This window comes from Bacillus sp. 3a, assembly GCF_017161885.1.
Classification (GTDB): domain Bacteria; phylum Bacillota; class Bacilli; order Bacillales; family Bacillaceae; genus Bacillus; species Bacillus safensis.
Map to the genome: position 1 here is coordinate 2,090,683 of NZ_CP067376.1, position 19,707 is coordinate 2,110,389.

Consider the following 19,707-nt stretch of genomic DNA (forward strand, 5'->3'; position numbering starts at 1 on the left):
GCAGGATGAAGAAAATTTCAGTACTTGGAGCAGGCAGCTGGGGAACAGCTCTTGCGCTTGTATTAGCTGATAATCATCATGATGTACACATGTGGGGACATAGACAAGAGCTCATTGATCAAATCAATGAGAAACATGAAAATCATGATTACTTGCCAAATGTCGAACTGCCAGCGTCTATTCAGGCGACAACCGATATGAAGCAGGCTTTAGAGGGGACAGAGGCGGTTATTGTCGCTGTGCCAACAAAGGCCATTCGTGAGGTATTGAAGCAGGCAAATGAGCTGATCTCATCGAAGGTGCCATTTGTCCATGTCAGTAAGGGAATTGAACCAGATACACTTCTTAGAATTTCTCAAATGATTGAACAAGAAGTCCCATCTGAGAAAAGAGAGGCTGTCGTTGTCCTATCAGGACCGAGTCATGCAGAAGAAGTAGGTCTGCGTCATCCGACAACTGTCACTGTCTCGTCAGAAAACATTGAAGCAGCTCAATTTGTTCAAGATTTGTTCATGAACAATCATTTTAGAGTGTACACCAACCCTGATGTGATTGGGGTGGAAATTGGCGGCGCATTGAAAAATATCATTGCTCTTGCGGCTGGTATCACAGACGGACTTGGATATGGTGACAATGCAAAAGCGGCGCTTATCACAAGAGGACTTGCTGAAATCGCACGTCTTGGCACAAAAATGGGAGGGAATCCCCTTACATTTGCTGGATTAACAGGCGTTGGCGATTTGATCGTGACATGTACAAGTGTTCATTCGCGTAACTGGCGCTGCGGGAATTTACTCGGTAAAGGATATAAGCTCGAAGAAGTGCTTGAAAAAATGGGCATGGTTGTCGAAGGCGTCCGCACAACAAAAGGCGCTTATCAGCTCTCCAAAGAATACAAGGTCAGCATGCCGATCACAGAGGCTCTTTACGGCGTCCTGTTTGAAGGGAAAAAGGTGGACGATGCTGTAGAATCATTGATGGCACGTGTGAAAACACATGAGATGGAAGACCTTGTGAACATGTTTGAAAACCAAACAAAATAAAAGGAAAGACTGAACTTAGGCATGTAGAGGATGCAAGAAGGGGAAGACTTGCATAACATAGCAATGAAGTTTGAATAGAGCTTTGCCTCTACAGAATGAGGAAAATAGTCGATCCAATGACTGAAGCAGAGTCCCCCTCTTTGCTTCAGTTTTTTTATGCGCTTTTTTCTGAATGATTGGAAAAATGATTGATATTTACCTTATTTTTGGTTTAAAATGAAATATAAACGCTTACAATTCGTTCGTTTTGAAGGGGGACAGGCACGATGAGTTTTGCTTTAATCAAGATGTGGTTTGCGCTTGGTTCAATGGGGCTCATGTTTTTAGCCGTAGTAACCATTTATCTCAGCAGGTTTAAGCTGAAAAGCAAATTTCTTAAAATAACGGCCTCGACCGTTGCATACAGCTTGATGCTGATATCAGGTATCATTGTGTTTTTAGTTGTCTTTAGCGGACCGGTCAATGAATAAAGAAAAAGGAAGAATGTGATGATCAAAGCAAAAGTCAGTGTCACACTGTTAGCACTTATTTTATTAACAGGATGTCTGTATCCAGAAAATCGCAAAGCTGAGAACCGGGTGCCATACGAAGAGCAGCTGCAAAGTGTACAGACAGCGATTGAGGAATTTCAAAAAGCAACAAATGGTCTTTTGCCTATAGAAACGAAAGAAGCAGACACGCCGGTTTATCAGAAATATGTCATCGACTTTAAGCGCTTGTCACCAAGATATTTACACGATGTACCGTCTACATCTTATGAAGGCGGGGGCGAATATATTTATGTCCTCACAGACGTCGAAAAGAAACCCACTGTGAAACTGCTTGATGTCAAAATGACGCAGACCATCAATGAATTACGGCTTAGAATCAAGATATATCAAGATGAACATACATATCCGCCATACGGCAAAGTCGTATCAGCCAATTTATATACGTTAAATGAAAAAAAACTAGGATTAAAATCGCCCCCTGCGGTGATAAGTCCTGTGACAGGGAATTCCCTCCCATTACTGATTTCATCAAACGGTGACATCTATGTGGACTACCGCAGTGATTTTGCTCACATTTTGAAGAATACGAAGCAAAAGCTGAAACCAGGTGAAAACATTCAAGATGTATATTGGCAGGAAACCCCGTTTGTACCCGCGTTTTCTGTCCCATATACCATCAACAAAAAAGGTGAGCCTGCCTTTTTAGAAAAAAAGACGTCATAAACAAGAATGAACCTTTTTCCTCTGCATATAAATGAGGAGAAAGGTTTTTTTATGGCTAACTTACTCTCAAAACAAAAAGGTGTCATATTCAAATAGGACAACGTCATACACATATATTGTCCAGACACCTTTCAAGCACAGTTTGATTGAAGAATAGAGTATTTAATTTGAAAACGAGGATAGCAAGTCCGGGAGGGGATCACTTGGAAAAAGTCGATATTTTCAAGGATATCGCTGAACGAACAGGAGGCGATATATATTTAGGAGTCGTTGGCGCTGTTCGTACAGGGAAATCTACGTTTATTAAAAAGTTTATGGAGCTCGTGGTGCTCCCGAATATCAATAATGAGGCAGATCGTGCAAGAGCACAGGATGAATTGCCGCAAAGCGCAGCAGGAAAAACCATTATGACCACAGAGCCAAAATTTGTACCGAATCAAGCAGCATCAATTCACGTGAGTGACGGCCTTGATGTCAACATCAGGCTTGTCGATTGTGTGGGATACACTGTCCCTGGTGCGCGCGGGTATGAAGATGAAAATGGCCCAAGAATGATCAATACGCCGTGGTATGAAGAGCCAATCCCGTTTCATGAAGCAGCGGAAATTGGTACACGCAAGGTCATTCAAGAGCATTCAACAATAGGTGTAGTGATTACAACAGATGGTTCCATTGGAGAAATTCCAAGACATGATTATATTGAATCTGAAGAACGTGTAATTGATGAACTCAAAGAGGTTGGAAAGCCGTTTATTATGGTCATTAACTCTGTGAGGCCATATCATCCTGAAACAGAAGCGCTCCGGCAGGAACTTAGCCAAAAGTATGATATTCCAGTACTCGCCATGAGCGTAGAAAGTATGAGAGAGCAAGACGTACTCAGCGTTCTTCGTGAAGCATTATATGAATTCCCAGTTCTAGAGGTGAATGTGAACCTGCCAAGCTGGGTGATGGTGCTAAAAGAAGATCACTGGCTGAGAGAGAGCTATCAGGATTCAGTAAAGGAAACTGTAAAGGATATTAAAAGATTAAGAGATGTCGACCGTGTTGTTGGTCAATTCAGTGAATTTGATTTTATCGAAAGAGCGGGTTTAGCAGGAATTGAAATGGGTCAGGGGATTGCGGAGATTGACCTGTATGCGCCAGATGATCTATATGATCATATTTTAAAAGAAGTGGTTGGTGTAGAAATTAGAGGAAAAGACCATCTTCTAGAGCTCATGCAAGACTTTGCTCATGCTAAGACAGAATATGATCAAGTATCAGACGCATTAAAAATGGTGAAGCAGACTGGTTACGGGATTGCAGCGCCAGCGTTATCAGATATGAGTTTAGATGAGCCGGAAATCATTAGGCAGGGGTCAAGATTCGGCGTGAGATTAAAAGCGGTCGCTCCATCTATTCATATGATCAAAGTAGATGTAGAGAGCGAATTTGCACCGATTATCGGAACAGAAAAACAAAGTGAAGAGCTCGTCCGCTACTTAATGCAAGACTTTGAAGATGATCCGCTTTCGATCTGGAATTCAGATATATTTGGCCGTTCCCTCAGCTCCCTTGTCAGAGAAGGCATTCAAGCAAAGCTGTCTCTCATGCCGGAAAACGCAAGATATAAGCTGAAGGAAACGCTTGAAAGAATCATTAACGAAGGATCAGGCGGTTTGATCGCGATTATTTTATAGTAAGTGAGACCTCTCATTGATGGGGTCTTTTTTTTGCGTGTAGAATGAGTCATAAAAAGACAATTGTATAAAGATTAGTCAGATTCAGGCTGAAATTAGGAATATTCGTTCGCAAAAGTGCCCTTAATCCTTGACGAATAAGGATTCTTCCCTTTAAAATGCTTGATATGGTATTTCATATGTGTTAATCTACTTACAGAAAATCTTCACTTTGTTGGACAAACATTCCTTCAAAGAGATGTTTTCTAATGAAAAGCCATGTATAACGCTTTCTAGACGCTCTTTTTTTTCTGAAAAAGGGTATAGAAAGAAGATGAATTGTGAAGAAATGATAACAATCTACTGAATGCATATTTTTGGGAGGAGGTGAAAGGCATGAACAAGACAGAACTTATTAACGCGGTTGCTGAAGCAAGCGAGTTATCTAAAAAAGACGCGACAAAAGCAGTTGATTCTGTTTTTGATACAATTTTAGATGCACTTAAAAATGGTGACAAAATCCAACTTATTGGTTTTGGTAACTTTGAAGTACGTGAGCGTTCAGCTCGTAAAGGACGTAACCCACAAACTGGTGCAGAGATCGAAATCCCTGCAAGCAAAGTACCTGCTTTCAAACCAGGTAAAGCACTTAAAGACGCGGTGGCAGGTAAATAATCGTTATGTGTAATGATCCTGTTGAAGGAGTTATACATATACAGTTTCACACTGGTCTAGAAAAGCCCCTTTCATAAGGGGCTTTTCCTTTTGAATCAAAAGGTTCGTTTAGAACGCTCTCCTTTGCTTTTAGGATCTGAAGTGTGCTAGAATCTGAATGAAATGTAATCGCCTTTGGAGGATATAATACATGAGTGAAATAAATAAAGAATTAATTGAACACGCGGTACGCGATATATTAAAAGCAATCGGAGAAGATCCGGATCGTGAAGGACTTCTTGATACCCCAAAACGAGTCGCAAAAATGTATGAAGAAGTGTTCTCGGGATTAAATGAAGATCCAAAAGAACATTTTAAAACCATTTTTGGCGAAGACCACGAAGAACTCGTCCTTGTAAAAGATATTGCTTTCCATTCAATGTGTGAACACCACCTTGTGCCTTTCTACGGGAAAGCCCATGTTGCTTATATTCCGCGCGGAGGAAAAGTAACGGGACTTAGTAAGCTGGCAAGAGCTGTAGAAGCCGTGGCTAAACGCCCGCAGCTTCAGGAACGCATTACATCAACCATTGCAGATAGTATGGTGGAAACACTTAATCCGCATGGCGTGATGATTGTCGTTGAAGCAGAGCATATGTGTATGACGATGCGCGGAGTGAAAAAGCCAGGCGCTAAAACAGTGACATCAGCCGTCCGCGGCACATTTGCAAATGATGCAGCCGCAAGAGCCGAAGTGCTTTCCTTTATTAAAAACGACTAATTCAATAGATGGAAGGTGAACAAAATGAGTGAAAATAAAGCATCTGATTTTGTGGTGATTAAAGCCATTGATAATGGTGTAAATGTCATCGGCCTAACAAGAGGCTCTGATACAAGATTTCACCATTCCGAGAAACTCGATAAAGGTGAAGTGATCATTGCACAATTTACTGAGCATACGTCAGCGATCAAAGTAAGAGGCGATGCTGTCATTCAAACAAGCTTCGGCGAAATTCAAAGCGAAGCAAAGAAATAAAGAACTTGTAGCACTTGATAGCATAAAAGTGAGAGCTGATATGGTATAATAAATCTCTATACAATGTGCAGGTCTACATATGAAACTGTAATTTTTGGGACAAGGGTGATATCTTTGCAAGACATCTACGGAATTTTATCTAATCTAAATATAAAATTAAATAAAAAGCTTTCTCATCCTTATTTGGCGAAGCATTTACGCGCACCACTCATCGATGAAGATAAGCTCCTTCTTTTTCATGCAATGTTTGAAGAAGCTCAAATTGATGCAGAGAAAAAAGAAAATTATATTTTAACGGCGATGCTTGTGCAAATTGCCCTTGATACCCATGACGAAGTCACAACTGCTGCAGCCATCAAGCAAGACGAATTCAAAAATCGTCAGCTGACCATCCTGGCAGGAGACTATTTCAGCGGTCTCTATTATTCTCTTCTCTCTGACATGAAAGACATTTATATGATCCGCACGCTCGCTACGGCGATCAAAGAGATCAATGAACATAAAATTAGACTGTATGACCGGTCCATTCAAGATGCAGCGCACTTTTACAAAAGTGTAGCTACAGTTGAATCTGCGCTTTTCCAAAGGATTTCTGAGCATTTTCAATTAACGCATTGGAATGAGATTGCAAGTCGTTTTCTTGTTTATAAACGCTTCATGAAACAAGCAGAAAATGACAAACATTTAAAACTTTTTTTGAACGATCGTTATACGGACGCCTATTCGTGCTTTGACAATTTTGAGAATGAAGGCTATGAAAAGGCCAAACGAACGATCAAGGAGCATCTTGTTTCATCTCCGGTCGTTCAAAAAGAGCTATTAAATCGCTTGGATCATATGAAAAATGAGCCTGCGTACCATCAGAAAGTGGAAGAAGGGTAAGTCATGCAGCAATCAAAAGAACAGCGAGTACACGGTGTATTTGAAAAAATTTATAAAAACTATGATCAAATGAACTCTGTCATCAGCTTTAAACAGCATAAAAAATGGCGCGATAAAACAATGAAACTTATGAATGTGCAAAAAGGGTCTAAAGCATTAGATGTATGCTGCGGGACAGCCGATTGGACAATTGCGCTTGCAGATGCTGTTGGAGAAAAAGGCGAGGTCAAAGGCCTTGATTTCAGTAAAAACATGCTGAGTGTTGGAGAAACGAAGGTGAAGACTGGGGGCTACAAACAAATTGAATTGCTTCATGGCAATGCGATGGAGCTCCCTTTTGAGGACAACTCATTTGATTATGTCACCATCGGTTTTGGACTTAGAAACGTTCCTGATTATTTAACGGTGCTCAAGGAAATGACAAGAGTAGTGAAGCCTGGCGGAATGGTTGTCTGTCTGGAGACTTCACAGCCTGAGATGATCGGCTTTAAACAGGGCTACTACATCTATTTCAAATACATTATGCCGCTCTTTGGTAAATTGTTTGCCAAAAGCTATCAGGAGTATTCATGGCTTCAAGAATCAGCCAAAACGTTCCCTGGCATGAAAGAGCTGGCGGCTCTGTTCGAAGAGGCCGGGTTGTCTGATGTCTCGTATCATCCATTTACAGGCGGTGTAGCAGCAACACATATCGGAAAGAAGCTTTGAATAAACGATATTTGGGTGAAGATAATGAAATTAAAAGCAATGATCTCTTTTTTAAATCATGATATCGATATAATTGAAAAAGAGCTTGAACAAACAGTTCGCTCTGATTATGCATTATTAAGTGAAGCAGGTCTTCATTTGCTGCAAGCGGGCGGAAAACGAATCCGCCCCGTTTTTGTTCTCCTTTCAGGCATGTTTGGTGACTATGACATTAATAAAATTAAATATGTTGCCGTTGCCCTCGAGCTGATTCATATGGCATCACTTGTTCACGATGATGTTATTGATGATGCAGAACTGAGAAGAGGCAAACCAACGATAAAGGCAAAATGGGATAACAGAATTGCCATGTACACAGGGGATTATATGTTTGCGAGATCACTTGAATACATGACAAAAATCAATCACCCAATGGCACATGAAATTTTGTCAAAAATGGTCGTCGAGCTTTGTCTTGGTGAGATAGAGCAAGTGAAAGATAAATATAATATGGATCAAAACCTGCGTACATATTTAAGAAGAATCAAACGAAAAACAGCCTTGCTCATTGCAGGCAGCTGTCAATTAGGCGCCATTGCAGCAGGTACAGATGAAAAAACACATAAAGCCCTCTATTGGTTTGGATACTATGTCGGCATGTCCTATCAAATCATTGATGATGTCCTTGATTTCACATCAACTGAAGAAGAGCTGGGTAAGCCTGTCGGAGGAGACCTTTTACAAGGGAATGTCACACTCCCAGTCTTATATGCACTGAAAAATCCGACACTAGAAGGTCAATTGAAGCTGATCAATAGTGAAACGACGGAGAAGCAGCTGGAGCCTGTCATTGAAAGCCTCAAACAAACAGATGCGATCGACCGCTCGATTCGAGTGAGTGAAATGTATTTGAAAAAAGCTTTTGAACAGCTCGACAAACTTCCTCGAGGACGTGCGAGAACGTCACTCGCCTCCATTGCAAAATATATTGGGAAACGAAAATTCTAATCAACGTGATGTTGATTGGTTTTTTTGTGAAATTTTTTGTCAAAAATTGATTATTATAAAAAAAAATGATACGATCACTTTGTAACAATGTAAGCCTATACATACATAACGACGGGGTGGAAAACGTATATGGACAAAACATTTCTTATGGTCAAACCTGATGGTGTGGAAAGACAATTAATCGGTGACATTGTGTCAAGATTCGAAAAAAAGGGGCTTCAGCTTGTTGGTGCAAAACTAATGAGTATTCCAAAGGAAGTAGCAGAAACCCATTACGGAGAGCATAAAGAAAAACCGTTTTTCGGGGAATTGGTTGACTTTATTACGTCAGGACCTGTATTTGCAATGGTATGGCAAGGTGAACAGGTAGTAGACGTAACAAGACAGATTATCGGCAAAACAAATCCAAAGGAAGCGCTTCCAGGCACAATAAGAGGAGACTATGGGTTGACTGTTGGGAAAAACATTATCCATGGGTCAGACTCACCAGAAAGTGCTGAAAGAGAAATTAACTTATTCTTCAAACAAGAAGAACTCACAAGCTGGGATCAAACCATCTCAAGCTGGATTTATTAAGGTTCAAGCCAAGGTGTTCATCTAATGAGCACTTTGGCTTTTTTTATATTGAACTTTCTACACGAAATTTCTCATGAGAAGATACAAATTTTCGATAAAAACAGCTATACTAGGACAAAGATAGATGAGACAGGAGAGGACATTGATGGATTCATATCAAGTATTTGTTGGAAAATGGAAAAAACTAACCGGGGTTGATTTAAATTTATATAAAGAAGCACAAATGAAACGAAGATTAACCTCACTTTATGATAAAAAAGGATATAAAGATTTTGAAGCATTCGCGGCCGCGCTTGAAAAGGACAGAGCATTATTAGATGAGACGATGGACCGCATGACGATAAATGTGTCAGAATTTTACCGAAACTATCAGCGCTGGGAAGTACTTGATCAAAAAATCCTGCCGCTGCTTTCGAAAAATGGCGGCACCCTAAAGATTTGGAGTGCAGCATGTTCGACAGGAGAGGAGCCATATACACTCTCCATGCTGCTGTCAAGTCATCCTCTTGTGAAAGACTTCCAAATTATTGCAACTGATATTGATGATAAAGTTCTGCAGTCAGCTCAAAAAGGCAGATATCATGAACGCTCTCTGCAAGAGGTGCCAGATCATATCAAACAAAAATATTTCACAAAAGAAGATTCTTCATTTTACACTGTGAAGGATGAGGTTCGAAAGCATATTCAATTTAAGAAGCACAACCTTTTAGCAGATCCATATGAAAAACAGCTTGACCTCATCGTCTGCCGAAATGTACTGATTTACTTTACTGAAGAGGCAAAAGAAGAAATTTACTTAAAAATGAGCAGCAGTTTAAAACAAAATGGCGTATTATTTGTTGGTTCTACAGAGCAAATTTTTCACCCAGAAAAGTTTGGACTGACATCTGCTGATACTTTCTTTTATCAAAAGAAGGGTATGTAGCTGACTTTTTAGTAGCAAGTGTGTTATTATATTTTTACTTAAAAGCGTTAATGCGATGAAGGGAGATTGAGTCATGAGGTACTTAACAGCAGGTGAATCACATGGTCCACAACTGACCACAATTATTGAAGGAGTTCCAGCGGGACTTTACATAGAGCAGGATGACATCAATTATGAATTGGCTAGAAGACAAAAAGGTCATGGCCGCGGAAGAAGAATGCAGATTGAAAAAGACCAGGCGAAAGTGTTAAGTGGTGTTCGCCACGGAAGAACATTAGGTTCCCCAATCGCACTTGTTGTTGAAAACAACGACTGGAAGCATTGGACAAAGGTGATGGGGGCAGAGCCGATCACGGAAGAAGAAGAAAGTGAAATGAAGCGTCAAATCTCCCGTCCAAGACCAGGACATGCGGATTTAAATGGGGCGATCAAATATGGACACCGTGATATGAGAAACGTATTAGAGCGCTCATCAGCCCGCGAGACAACTGTTCGCGTAGCAGCAGGCGCAGTTGCCAAACAAATCTTGGCGCATCTAGGGATTAAAGTAGCTGGCCACGTTCTTGAAATTGGCGGAGTGAAAGCAGCTCATACAGCATATGAGTCTATTGAAGATTTGCAGAAGGTAACAGAAGAATCACCTGTTCGCTGCTATGACAGTGAAGCGGGTCAGAAAATGATGGATGCAATTGATGAAGCGAAGAAAAACGGCGATTCAATTGGCGGAATTGTTGAAGTCATCGTTGAAGGGATGCCGGTTGGGGTTGGCAGCTATGTTCATTACGACCGTAAATTGGACAGCAAGCTTGCTGGCGCTGTACTTAGTATCAACGCTTTTAAAGGGGTTGAATTCGGTATTGGCTTCGAGGCAGCCTCTAAAAATGGCAGTGAGGTCCATGATGAAATTATCTGGGATGAAGAAAAGGGCTATACGAGAAAAACAAATCGCCTAGGTGGTCTTGAAGGCGGAATGTCAACGGGTATGCCAATTGTCGTAAGAGGGGTTATGAAACCAATCCCAACGCTTTATAAGCCGCTTCAAAGCGTTGACATTGAAACAAAAGAACCTTTCTCTGCAAGTATTGAACGATCTGACAGCTGTGCTGTTCCTGCTGCAAGTGTTGTTGCAGAAGCAGTCGTTGCATGGGAAATTGCCAATGCAGTAGTAGAGCAGTTTGGCCTTGACCAAATCGACCGCATTAAAGAAAATGTTGAGAAAATGCGCCAGCTTCAGAGGGAATTTTAATGAAAACACTGGAAGTTAAGACGTCTTCAGCCACTTATCCTGTATTTATCGGTGATGGGATTAAACGCAATATCGTCGACTTGATAACTTCCACTGGGCATTCCTATACGAAGCTCTTAATCGTCACAGATGCAGCTGTTGATGCCATTTATGGTGATGAGATGGTTCGCTTACTTCAGCAGAAGTGGCCTGTGAACAAAGTGGTTGTGCCGAGCGGAGAGCAGTCGAAATCCTTTGCCGAATTTGAGCATATTCATACGAAAGCCATTCAATTTCAGCTTGATCGTTCCTCCTGCATCATTGCGCTGGGAGGCGGCGTAATTGGAGATTTGGCTGGCTTTGCTGCTGCCACTTATATGAGAGGCATTGACTTTATCCAAGTGCCGACGACGCTGCTGGCACATGATAGTGCAGTTGGCGGGAAAACAGGGATCAACCATCCGCTCGGTAAAAATTTAATCGGTGCGTTTCATCAGCCGAAAGCTGTGATCTATGATACTAGTATGCTTGAGACACTATCTCAAATTGAACAAAGATCAGGCTTTGCAGAAGTCATCAAACATGCACTGATTTCAAGTGAAGCATTTTTATCAGAACTCATGTCCATTCGTTCTTTGACGGATTTATCAAAAAGCGAGCTGGCACATATGCTGTATCAAGGCATTCAAGTCAAAGCGTCAATCGTTCAAGAAGATGAAAAAGAACAAGGAGTGCGTGCATTTTTGAATTTAGGCCATACACTCGGGCATGCCATTGAAGCAGAGTATGGATATGGCGCCATCACGCACGGAGATGCCATTGCAATCGGCATGCAGTTTGCGCTGTATGTGAGCGAAAAGCAGTTGGGGCTCAGCCTTAATCGTTTGGAACTAAAAGAATGGATGAAAGATCTCGGTTTCCCGGTCAAAGTCACACAAGATATTTCCACAAAAACTTTTGTTGACCGGATGATTGGAGATAAAAAGGCAAGGGGTGGAAGTGTTCAATTTGTTTTATTAAAACAGGTTGGAGACGTCACCTTGCAGTCTTTCACAAAAGATGAGCTGCACTACTGGCTCGAAGAATGGAAACGAGAGGAGGGATGTCTATGATGTTTCGCGGGATACGTGGGGCTACAACTGTGATAGAAGATACAGAAACAGAAGTGTTAAACAAAACGAAACAGCTGTTAGAAGCGATCATTTCAAGAAACCAAGTAGATCCAGAACGTGTCGTGCAGATCTTGATTTCAGCTACACAAGATATTCACTCCGTTTTTCCGGCAAAAGCACTTCGTCAGTTTGAAGGATGGACATATGTACCAGTTACTTGCATGCAGGAACTGGACATTGATGGCGGTTTAAAGCAATGTATTCGTGTCTTAATGACTGTCCAGACAGATACAAAGCAGGAAGACATACAGCATGTATACTTGGAAGAAGCTGTGACGCTTCGCCCTGATTTACAGTTGACAAAAAACAAGGAATTATAATACGATATGAACAGCCGAAGTTTACACACAGGTGTAAACGGCATTGCAAGCTTAGAGAAGATGAGAATGAGACTAGGGTAGTTGAGATGAGTAGAGTTGAGCAGAGATACGATACTTCTATTTAATCATACTGCCTAAAAGAGCAATCCTCTTTTAGGCTTATTTCGTATACTCATACAAACCCTCTATATGTCCCCTCATTCTCCTTAATCCCATTTAAGGAGTGTGCTTATGAATTCCCAATCAAACCTGACCCAATTTTTAAAGGACAGTGAGTCCTACAAAACGATCCCAATTGTTGAAACCATTACAGTCGATACGCTCTCACCGATTCAAATTGTTGAAAAACTCAAACAAGATATTGTGTATTTGCTAGAAAGCAAAGATGAGTCTTCCAGCTGGTCGAGATATTCCTTCATTGGATTGCACCCGTTTTTAACCTTACATGATGACCAAAACAAATACGTTGCACGTGACGCTGCTGGGCAGGAAGTCATGCAAAAGCAAGAGCTGAAAGAACTGCTGGATTGGATGAAAGAGCAATATCAAATCAAAACGCCAGATATTGATATCCCATTTACAGGCGGGGCTGTTGGGTACTTAAGCTACGATCTGATCCCAAACATTGAACCTTCTGTCAGGCCTCACCGCAGCGCATCGCTGGCAGAAAATTGCACATTATTTGTCTGCCAAACGATGATTGCCTTTGATCATGAAACAAATCATGTTCATTTTATCCAATACACTCAGCTCGCCGGACATGAAACAGAAGACGAAAAAATTCGAGCTTACAAAGAAAATCAAAAACAGCTTGAACAGATGATTCACAAGCTCCATTCAAAGGTTGATATGAAAGAACTGATTTTATCAGGGAATATGAATGAGCCGCCATCCTTTGAACATGTGACGTCAACCTATGAAAAAGCGCAATTTTTAAAAGACGTAGAAAAAATCAAAGAATACATTCGAGCGGGTGACATTTTTCAAGGCGTACTCTCGCAGCGATTTGATATCCCTGTATCAGTGAGTTCATTTGAGTTATACCGCGTGCTTCGGATTGTGAATCCATCTCCTTATATGTATTTTATGAAATTAAAAGATCGTGATTTAGTCGGTAGCTCGCCAGAACGATTAATCCATGCCAAAAATGGGCATTTAGAAATTCATCCTATTGCTGGCACAAGAAAACGAGGAACAACAAGAGAAGAGGATGCTGAACTAGCAAGAGAGCTGCTTGAAGATGAAAAGGAAAAAGCCGAGCATTACATGTTAGTGGATCTTGCTAGAAATGATGTAGGCCGTGTGGCAGAATACGGCAGTGTGTCCGTACCAACTTTTACAAAAGTAGTGAGCTTCTCTCATGTCATGCACATCATCTCCATTGTGACAGGAAAGCTAAAGCGGGATACACATCCAGTTGATGCGCTCATGTCCGCATTCCCAGCAGGCACATTAACAGGTGCCCCGAAAATAAGAGCGATGCAATTATTAAATGAAATGGAGCCTGAGCCAAGGGAAACGTATGGCGGCTGTATTGCTTATATTGGATTCGACGGCAATATCGACTCTTGTATTACGATTCGTACGATGAGTGTCAAAAATCATACCGCTTCTATACAAGCAGGCGCCGGCATTGTGGCTGATTCTGTCCCAGAAAATGAATGGGAAGAGACTTGTAACAAGGCAGGAGCACTTCTGAAAGCCATTCAGCTTGCGGAACATATTTTCTCAGAAAAGGAGAGTGTGCAGGATGAATCACCGACTATTAGCTCTTGTTAATGGAGGCTTTCTATCAGAAAATGAAGCAAATAAACTCATGCAAGATATGATGAGCGGCTTTTTAACAGATGCTGAAGTCGCTGCGAGTCTCTCGATTTTAGCGCATAGAGGAGAAACCGCTGAAGAAATGACGGGTTTTGTGAAAGCCATGCGGCAAAATGCAGCACCAATGGAACGAGCGCTTGATGTTGTAGATACTTGCGGCACAGGAGGCGATGGACTCTCCACCTTTAATATATCAACTGCCGCTGCCATTGTCGCTTCCGCTGCTGGAGCCAAAATCGCCAAACACGGAAATCGATCAGTTTCTTCTAAAAGCGGGAGTGCCGATGTACTAGAGTGTCTTGGGATTCATATTCAATCCACACCAGAAGAAACAAGAAGACAAATACAAGAGAAAAACATGGGCTTTTTATTTGCACCATTGTATCATTCATCTATGAAACAAGTAGCCGCAGTCCGCAAGCAGCTCGGCTTCCGGACGGTATTTAATCTCTTAGGCCCGCTTTGCCACCCAATGCAAGCCAAAAAGCAAATCATCGGTGTCTACTCAAAGGAAAAGGCAAAATTAATGGCAGAAGCCCTTGCACCATTAGAGCCAGATCATGTGCTGTTTGTTTGCGGAGAAGATGGACTGGATGAATTAACGATTACAGCAAATTCATATGTGATTGAACTCAAAAAAGATGTCATGACAGAATATACACTCAATCCAGAAGACTTTGGGCTGCAAAAAGGATATTTATCAGAAATTCAGGTCCAATCACCGGAAGAGAGTGCTAAATTGATTCAGAATATATTGAATCATCAAACAGAAGGGGCGCCGCTTCATATTACAGCCCTGAATGCTGGAGCCGCTTTATATGTCGCAGGGAAGTCAGAAAGCCTTATGGCCGGAACATTAAAAGCGATTGAAACGATTAAAAACGGCGCAGCCAAAGAACAATTGGCTCTTTTAAAACAAAAAACGAGAGAGGAAGAAATCTATGCTTAATCAAATCATTGCCCGCAAAAAAGAACATATTCAAACATTGCAGTTACCAGTAGATGGACACTTTGAAAGACGATCATTTAAAGAAGCACTCATGAATCCTCATCGCTCAATTGGTCTCATTGCGGAGGTGAAAAAAGCGTCTCCTTCCAAAGGAATCATTCAACCGAATTTTGATCCTTTACAAACAGCAAAAGCTTACGAAAAATCAAACGCTGATTGCTTATCTGTTTTAACGGATGAACCGTTCTTTCAAGGGAAAAACGAATACTTATCCCTCATTAAAAAACACGTAGATCGTCCAATTTTAAGAAAAGATTTCATCATTGACTCCATACAGGTAGAAGAGTCAAGACGTATAGGGGCAGATGCCATTTTATTAATTGGAGAAGTACTTGAGCCGCAAAAGCTGCAAGAGCTCTATGCTGAAGCGAAAGAGAAAGGCCTTGATGTCCTTGTCGAAGTACATGCAGCAGATACACTGGAAAATATTTTAAAGTTGTTCACTCCTGAAATCATTGGAGTGAACAACCGGAATTTAAATACATTTACAACAACAGTCGAACAAACAAAAGAGATCGCACCCCTTGTTCCAAAAGATGTTTTACTAGTGAGTGAGAGCGGTATTCAAACATTTGATGATCTGGCCTTTGTGAAGAAACATGGAGCGGGTGCAGTTCTTGTAGGAGAATCATTAATGAGAGAACAATCACAAGAAAAAGCCGTTCAGACATTGTTTGGAGAATGAACAGGATGAAGACTTATGTAAAATATTGCGGGGCAGTATCACAAGATGATGTGGAATGTATTGCGCAATCTCACGCAGATGCCATTGGATTTATTTTTGCTCCAAGTAAAAGACAAGTCCAGCCAGATCAAGTGAAACAATGGCTCATCCAAACAAAGTGTGAGAAAAAAATTGCCGGTGTATTTGTAAATGAAAAGATCGAAAAAGTGTGTGAGATCACAAAACATATACCTTTAGATATCGTACAGCTTCATGGAGATGAAACGCAGGATGACGCTAAAGAAATCAAACAACAAACAGGGGCTGTCGTTTGGAAAGTGTTCCACCACGAATCCAATATCACAAACACGCTTGAAAAAATGACGGCATTTACGCCTGTTGTCGATGGCTTCCTTATTGATGCGAAAGTAAAAGGGATGAGAGGCGGCTCTGGAACAGCTTTTGCTTGGGAGGCGGTGCCTGCATACGTTCAGCATGCAAAACGGCTGGAGAAAACTTGCATAATTGCAGGCGGCATCACACCAGAAACGATAGCAGAGCTCCTTGCCTATGGTCCAGAAGCGATCGATCTTTCAAGCGGAATAGAAGAAAACGGAAAGAAAAGCAGCGCTAAGATCGAAGCGCTCGAAGAAAGGATGTTAAATGATGTACGCATATCCAAATGAGATTGGCAGATACGGAGAATTCGGAGGGAAATTTGTCCCGGAAACGCTCATGCAGCCACTTGCAGAAATCGAGCAGGCATTTCGTGAATTAAAAGAAGACCCTGCTTTTCAAGCAGAATATGTTTCACTACTTCGAAACTATTCGGGCAGACCAACTGCGCTTACATATGCTGACCAATTATCAGCATACCTCGGCGGCGCAAAAATCTATTTAAAAAGAGAAGATTTAAACCACACGGGTGCTCATAAAATTAACAATGCGCTTGGTCAGGCCCTGCTTGCGAAAAAAATGGGGAAATCAAACATCATCGCAGAAACAGGCGCGGGCCAGCACGGAGTAGCTGCTGCAACGGTGGCCGCAAAGTTCGGGTTATCCTGCACGGTATTTATGGGAAAAGAAGATGTGGAAAGACAATCACTCAATGTCTTCCGAATGAAACTGCTTGGCGCTGAAGTCATACCTGTCACAAGCGGAAATGGCACACTAAAAGATGCAACCAACGAAGCCATCCGCTATTGGGTTCAGCACTGCAGTGATCATTTTTATATGATTGGCTCCGTTGTAGGCCCTCATCCGTATCCTCAAATCGTCAGCGAGTTCCAGCGCATGATTGGTGATGAAGCAAAAGAGCAGCTGCTTGAAAAAGAAGGAAGGCTTCCTCATAAAGTCATTGCCTGTGTTGGCGGCGGAAGTAATGCCATTGGAATGTACCGGGCATTTTTAGATGAAGAAGTAGATATCATTGGTGTAGAGGCAGCTGGAAAAGGAATCGATACGCCGCTCCATGCTGCAACCATCACGAAAGGAACCAAAGGTGTGATCCACGGGTCTTTGACATATTTAATTCAAGATGAATTTGGCCAAATTATTGAGCCATATTCTATTTCCGCTGGTTTAGATTATCCGGGAATTGGACCAGAACACGCCTATTTACATGCGAGCGGACGGGTTGAATATGTGAGTGCGACAGATCAAGAAGCACTAGCTGCACTAAAGCTGCTGACTGAAAAAGAAGGAATTCTGCCAGCAATTGAATCTGCACATGCGCTAGCCAAAGCGTTTGAGGTAAGCAAGACGATGGATGAAGACGAAATCGTCCTTGTCTGCCTGTCAGGAAGAGGCGATAAGGATGTGCATACATTAATGAACGTGCTCGAAAGTGAGGGGAAAACAAAATGATTAGATTTCAATTAGAGCAAGACGAAAAATTATTTATCCCATTTATCACAGCTGGAGATCCGTCAGAAGACATTACGATTGATTTAGCTATCTCCCTTCAAGCTGCCGGTGCACATGCGATTGAACTCGGTGTTCCTTATTCCGATCCATTAGCAGACGGTCCTGTCATTCAAAGAGCCTCCAAAAGAGCTCTAAATCATGGCATGAATATCGTAAAAGCGATAGAATTAGCAGGGAAGATGAAAAAAAACGGTGTAAAAATTCCTGTAATTCTATTTACGTATTATAATCCTGTGTTACAATTAGACACAGAATACTTTTTCGCTTTACTGCGCAAAAATCATATTTCGGGACTCTTAACACCCGACTTGCCGTTTGAAGAGAGCAGCGAGCTGCAAAAGAACTGTCAAACACATGACATTTCATATATTTCACTCGTTGCACCAACAAGCAAGGAACGATTAGTAAACATTGTAGAGCAGGCAGAAGGTTTTGTGTATTGTGTTTCATCTCTTGGTGTAACAGGTGTCAGACAATCTTTTGACGCGTCAATTACAGATTTTATTCAACAAGTGAAACAGCTGAGTCACATACCGGTTGCGGTTGGTTTTGGCATCTCAACAAGAGAGCAGGTAGACTCAATGAATAAACTGAGTGACGGTGTTGTTGTCGGAAGTGCACTTGTGAAAAAAATTGAAGAGCTTCAAGAACAATTGCTGGCAAGTGATACACGTCAAGAGGCTTTAAGAGAATTTGAAACATATGCAAAAACATTTAGTCCCCTCTATTCATTCAAATGAGGTGAAACATTTTGCAAATCAAAGATCAATTAAAACAGCTAAAACCGTATCAACCTGGGAAACCAATTGAAGAGGTCAAAAAAGAATATCAATTAGACAAAATTGTGAAATTGGCTTCAAATGAAAACCCTTTTGGATGTTCTGTACATGCAAGAGAGGCAATACAAGCTGAGCTCGAACATTTAGCGATTTATCCTGATGGGTACAGCGCAAGTTTAAGAACGGAGCTTGCTGAGTTTCTTCAAGTAAGTGAAAAACAATTAATTTTCGGGAACGGCTCAGATGAACTTGTGCAAATTATTGCGAGAGCTTTCCTTGACCAACATACAAATACCGTCATCCCATCCCCATCTTTTCCGCAATACCGTCACAATGCAGTGATTGAACATGCTGAAATTCGAGAAGTGCCTCTTTTAGAAGGCGGAGCTCACGATCTGAAGGGCATGCTGGATGCGATCGATGAAAACACGAAGGTTGTCTGGGTATGTAATCCAAATAACCCGACAGGAAATCATTTGTCAGAATCTGAGATTGTGGCGTTTTTAGACGAAGTGCCAGCTCACGTGCTTGTTGTTCTAGATGAAGCGTATTTTGAATACGTTCGTGCAGAAGATTTTCCAAACAGTTTATCTTTATTACACAATTATCAAAATGTCATTGTACTTCGAACGTTTTCTAAAGCATATGGACTTGCAGCGCTTCGAGTAGGCTACGGAATTGCATCAGAAGAGCTGATTACTGCCATTGAACCAGCGAGAGAACCGTTTAATACTAGCCGTATCGCTCAGGCAGCTGCTCGTGCAGCGATCAAAGATCAAGATTTCATACAATCATGCAGACAGAAAAACGAAGCGGGTCTCAAGCAATATCAAGATTTTGCAGACCGTTTTGGACTATATATCTATCCATCTCAAACAAACTTTGTGCTGATTGATTTTAAAAGAGATGCAGATGAATTGTTCAATGCATTATTGAAAAAAGGTTACATTGTTCGTTCCGGGAAAGCACTTGGTTTTCCGACTTCTTTACGTATTACCGTCGGAACAAAAGAGCAAAATGAAGACATTCTAAGTACACTTGCCGATTTACTGCAAGGCATTCGTGCGTAGCCTAACCATAAAGTCATATCCTAAGGCAGGAT

The 19,707-nt window shown here is 41.4% G+C and carries 22 protein-coding genes; all 22 read left to right on the forward strand.

All coding sequences use genetic code 11. The annotated features are described in order from the left end of the window. Positions 1-5 precede the first annotated feature (5 nt). The 22 genes from JJ692_RS10665 (at position 6) to hisC (ending at position 19,675) form a co-directional block, all read left to right on the forward strand. Positions 6-1,043: an NAD(P)H-dependent glycerol-3-phosphate dehydrogenase gene (locus JJ692_RS10665; RefSeq protein WP_024428086.1), complete on the forward strand. Its 1,038-nt coding sequence runs from the start codon at positions 6-8 to the stop codon at positions 1,041-1,043. Between the two features lie 266 nt (positions 1,044-1,309). After that, positions 1,310-1,513, forward strand: coding sequence for a DUF2768 domain-containing protein (locus JJ692_RS10670; protein WP_024422813.1), 204 nt, complete (start codon positions 1,310-1,312; stop codon positions 1,511-1,513). A gap of 18 nt (positions 1,514-1,531) precedes the next feature. Continuing rightward, positions 1,532-2,257, forward strand: coding sequence for a hypothetical protein (locus JJ692_RS10675; protein WP_024422812.1), 726 nt, complete (start codon positions 1,532-1,534; stop codon positions 2,255-2,257). 203 nt (positions 2,258-2,460) lie between these two features. Next, complete coding sequence (gene spoIVA / locus JJ692_RS10680) at positions 2,461-3,939, forward strand: stage IV sporulation protein A (RefSeq protein ID WP_008344534.1); 1,479 nt, start codon at positions 2,461-2,463, stop codon at positions 3,937-3,939. 375 nt (positions 3,940-4,314) lie between these two features. Then, on the forward strand, positions 4,315-4,593 hold the full coding sequence (gene hbs / locus JJ692_RS10685; RefSeq protein WP_003215863.1) for a non-specific DNA-binding protein Hbs: 279 nt from the start codon (positions 4,315-4,317) through the stop codon (positions 4,591-4,593). A gap of 190 nt (positions 4,594-4,783) precedes the next feature. Then, positions 4,784-5,353, forward strand: coding sequence for a GTP cyclohydrolase I FolE (gene folE / locus JJ692_RS10690; protein WP_003215789.1), 570 nt, complete (start codon positions 4,784-4,786; stop codon positions 5,351-5,353). Positions 5,354-5,377: 24 nt separating this feature from the next. Then, complete coding sequence (gene mtrB, locus JJ692_RS10695; RefSeq protein ID WP_008344541.1) at positions 5,378-5,608, forward strand: trp RNA-binding attenuation protein MtrB; 231 nt, start codon at positions 5,378-5,380, stop codon at positions 5,606-5,608. 114 nt (positions 5,609-5,722) lie between these two features. After that, positions 5,723-6,490, forward strand: coding sequence for a heptaprenyl diphosphate synthase component 1 (locus JJ692_RS10700; RefSeq protein WP_024422811.1), 768 nt, complete (start codon positions 5,723-5,725; stop codon positions 6,488-6,490). Positions 6,491-6,493: 3 nt separating this feature from the next. After that, on the forward strand, positions 6,494-7,198 hold the full coding sequence (locus JJ692_RS10705) for a demethylmenaquinone methyltransferase (protein ID WP_024422810.1): 705 nt from the start codon (positions 6,494-6,496) through the stop codon (positions 7,196-7,198). A 24-nt stretch (positions 7,199-7,222) separates the two neighbouring features. Then, on the forward strand, positions 7,223-8,185 hold the full coding sequence (gene hepT, locus JJ692_RS10710; RefSeq protein ID WP_024422809.1) for a heptaprenyl diphosphate synthase component II: 963 nt from the start codon (positions 7,223-7,225) through the stop codon (positions 8,183-8,185). A 129-nt stretch (positions 8,186-8,314) separates the two neighbouring features. Further along, positions 8,315-8,761, forward strand: a complete 447-nt coding sequence (gene ndk, locus JJ692_RS10715; protein WP_024422808.1) for a nucleoside-diphosphate kinase — start codon at positions 8,315-8,317, stop codon at positions 8,759-8,761. Positions 8,762-8,906: 145 nt separating this feature from the next. Then, the gene (locus JJ692_RS10720; protein WP_034623453.1) at positions 8,907-9,686 is read left to right on the forward strand and encodes a CheR family methyltransferase; all 780 of its coding nucleotides are present in this window, start codon (positions 8,907-8,909) and stop codon (positions 9,684-9,686) included. A gap of 73 nt (positions 9,687-9,759) precedes the next feature. Beyond that, positions 9,760-10,932, forward strand: coding sequence for a chorismate synthase (aroC, locus tag JJ692_RS10725; protein WP_024422806.1), 1,173 nt, complete (start codon positions 9,760-9,762; stop codon positions 10,930-10,932). Beyond that, on the forward strand, positions 10,932-12,023 hold the full coding sequence (gene aroB / locus JJ692_RS10730) for a 3-dehydroquinate synthase (RefSeq protein ID WP_122631045.1): 1,092 nt from the start codon (positions 10,932-10,934) through the stop codon (positions 12,021-12,023). Before aroC ends, aroB begins: the two co-directional genes overlap by 1 nt. Further along, on the forward strand, positions 12,020-12,403 hold the full coding sequence (gene aroH, locus JJ692_RS10735; RefSeq protein ID WP_024422804.1) for a chorismate mutase: 384 nt from the start codon (positions 12,020-12,022) through the stop codon (positions 12,401-12,403). Before aroB ends, aroH begins: the two co-directional genes overlap by 4 nt. A 231-nt stretch (positions 12,404-12,634) precedes the next feature. Then, positions 12,635-14,182: an anthranilate synthase component I gene (gene trpE / locus JJ692_RS10740; RefSeq protein WP_122631044.1), complete on the forward strand. Its 1,548-nt coding sequence runs from the start codon at positions 12,635-12,637 to the stop codon at positions 14,180-14,182. After that, on the forward strand, positions 14,154-15,176 hold the full coding sequence (gene trpD, locus JJ692_RS10745) for an anthranilate phosphoribosyltransferase (protein ID WP_206533725.1): 1,023 nt from the start codon (positions 14,154-14,156) through the stop codon (positions 15,174-15,176). The genes trpE and trpD overlap by 29 nt, the downstream gene beginning before the upstream one ends. Beyond that, complete coding sequence (gene trpC / locus JJ692_RS10750; RefSeq protein ID WP_025093058.1) at positions 15,169-15,921, forward strand: indole-3-glycerol phosphate synthase TrpC; 753 nt, start codon at positions 15,169-15,171, stop codon at positions 15,919-15,921. Before trpD ends, trpC begins: the two co-directional genes overlap by 8 nt. A 5-nt stretch (positions 15,922-15,926) precedes the next feature. Beyond that, positions 15,927-16,586 carry a phosphoribosylanthranilate isomerase gene (locus tag JJ692_RS10755; protein WP_448814935.1) on the forward strand — a complete coding sequence of 220 codons (660 nt, stop codon included), beginning with the start codon at positions 15,927-15,929 and terminating at the stop codon, positions 16,584-16,586. Further along, positions 16,567-17,766 (forward strand): tryptophan synthase subunit beta, encoded by a 1,200-nt coding sequence (gene trpB, locus JJ692_RS10760; RefSeq protein WP_151040008.1) that lies wholly within the window; start codon positions 16,567-16,569, stop codon positions 17,764-17,766. Before JJ692_RS10755 ends, trpB begins: the two co-directional genes overlap by 20 nt. Beyond that, positions 17,763-18,566 carry a tryptophan synthase subunit alpha gene (gene trpA / locus JJ692_RS10765; protein ID WP_047203219.1) on the forward strand — a complete coding sequence of 268 codons (804 nt, stop codon included), beginning with the start codon at positions 17,763-17,765 and terminating at the stop codon, positions 18,564-18,566. Before trpB ends, trpA begins: the two co-directional genes overlap by 4 nt. Before the next feature lie 11 nt (positions 18,567-18,577). Continuing rightward, entirely contained in the window at positions 18,578-19,675 is a 1,098-nt protein-coding gene (gene hisC, locus JJ692_RS10770) for a histidinol-phosphate transaminase (RefSeq protein WP_024422797.1), read from the forward strand. The last annotated feature ends 32 nt before the right edge of the window (positions 19,676-19,707 follow it).

Excerpts from the sequence above, each read along its gene's own strand:
- hepT (WP_024422809.1), top strand. The coding sequence starts at position 7,223 with ATGAAATTAAAAGCAATGATCTCTTTTTTAAATCATGATATCGATATA.
- trpD (WP_206533725.1), top strand. The coding sequence starts at position 14,154 with ATGAATCACCGACTATTAGCTCTTGTTAATGGAGGCTTTCTATCAGAA.
- trpB (WP_151040008.1), top strand. The coding sequence starts at position 16,567 with ATGTACGCATATCCAAATGAGATTGGCAGATACGGAGAATTCGGAGGG.
- hbs (WP_003215863.1), top strand. The coding sequence starts at position 4,315 with ATGAACAAGACAGAACTTATTAACGCGGTTGCTGAAGCAAGCGAGTTA.
- aroC (WP_024422806.1), top strand. The coding sequence starts at position 9,760 with ATGAGGTACTTAACAGCAGGTGAATCACATGGTCCACAACTGACCACA.
- JJ692_RS10675 (WP_024422812.1), top strand. The coding sequence starts at position 1,532 with ATGATCAAAGCAAAAGTCAGTGTCACACTGTTAGCACTTATTTTATTA.
- JJ692_RS10755 (WP_448814935.1), top strand. The coding sequence starts at position 15,927 with ATGAAGACTTATGTAAAATATTGCGGGGCAGTATCACAAGATGATGTG.
- JJ692_RS10665 (WP_024428086.1), top strand. The coding sequence starts at position 6 with ATGAAGAAAATTTCAGTACTTGGAGCAGGCAGCTGGGGAACAGCTCTT.
- JJ692_RS10720 (WP_034623453.1), top strand. The coding sequence starts at position 8,907 with ATGGATTCATATCAAGTATTTGTTGGAAAATGGAAAAAACTAACCGGG.
- trpE (WP_122631044.1), top strand. The coding sequence starts at position 12,635 with ATGAATTCCCAATCAAACCTGACCCAATTTTTAAAGGACAGTGAGTCC.
- JJ692_RS10705 (WP_024422810.1), top strand. The coding sequence starts at position 6,494 with ATGCAGCAATCAAAAGAACAGCGAGTACACGGTGTATTTGAAAAAATT.
- ndk (WP_024422808.1), top strand. The coding sequence starts at position 8,315 with ATGGACAAAACATTTCTTATGGTCAAACCTGATGGTGTGGAAAGACAA.
- aroB (WP_122631045.1), top strand. The coding sequence starts at position 10,932 with ATGAAAACACTGGAAGTTAAGACGTCTTCAGCCACTTATCCTGTATTT.
- JJ692_RS10670 (WP_024422813.1), top strand. The coding sequence starts at position 1,310 with ATGAGTTTTGCTTTAATCAAGATGTGGTTTGCGCTTGGTTCAATGGGG.
- trpC (WP_025093058.1), top strand. The coding sequence starts at position 15,169 with ATGCTTAATCAAATCATTGCCCGCAAAAAAGAACATATTCAAACATTG.
- folE (WP_003215789.1), top strand. The coding sequence starts at position 4,784 with ATGAGTGAAATAAATAAAGAATTAATTGAACACGCGGTACGCGATATA.
- mtrB (WP_008344541.1), top strand. The coding sequence starts at position 5,378 with ATGAGTGAAAATAAAGCATCTGATTTTGTGGTGATTAAAGCCATTGAT.
- aroH (WP_024422804.1), top strand. The coding sequence starts at position 12,020 with ATGATGTTTCGCGGGATACGTGGGGCTACAACTGTGATAGAAGATACA.
- trpA (WP_047203219.1), top strand. The coding sequence starts at position 17,763 with ATGATTAGATTTCAATTAGAGCAAGACGAAAAATTATTTATCCCATTT.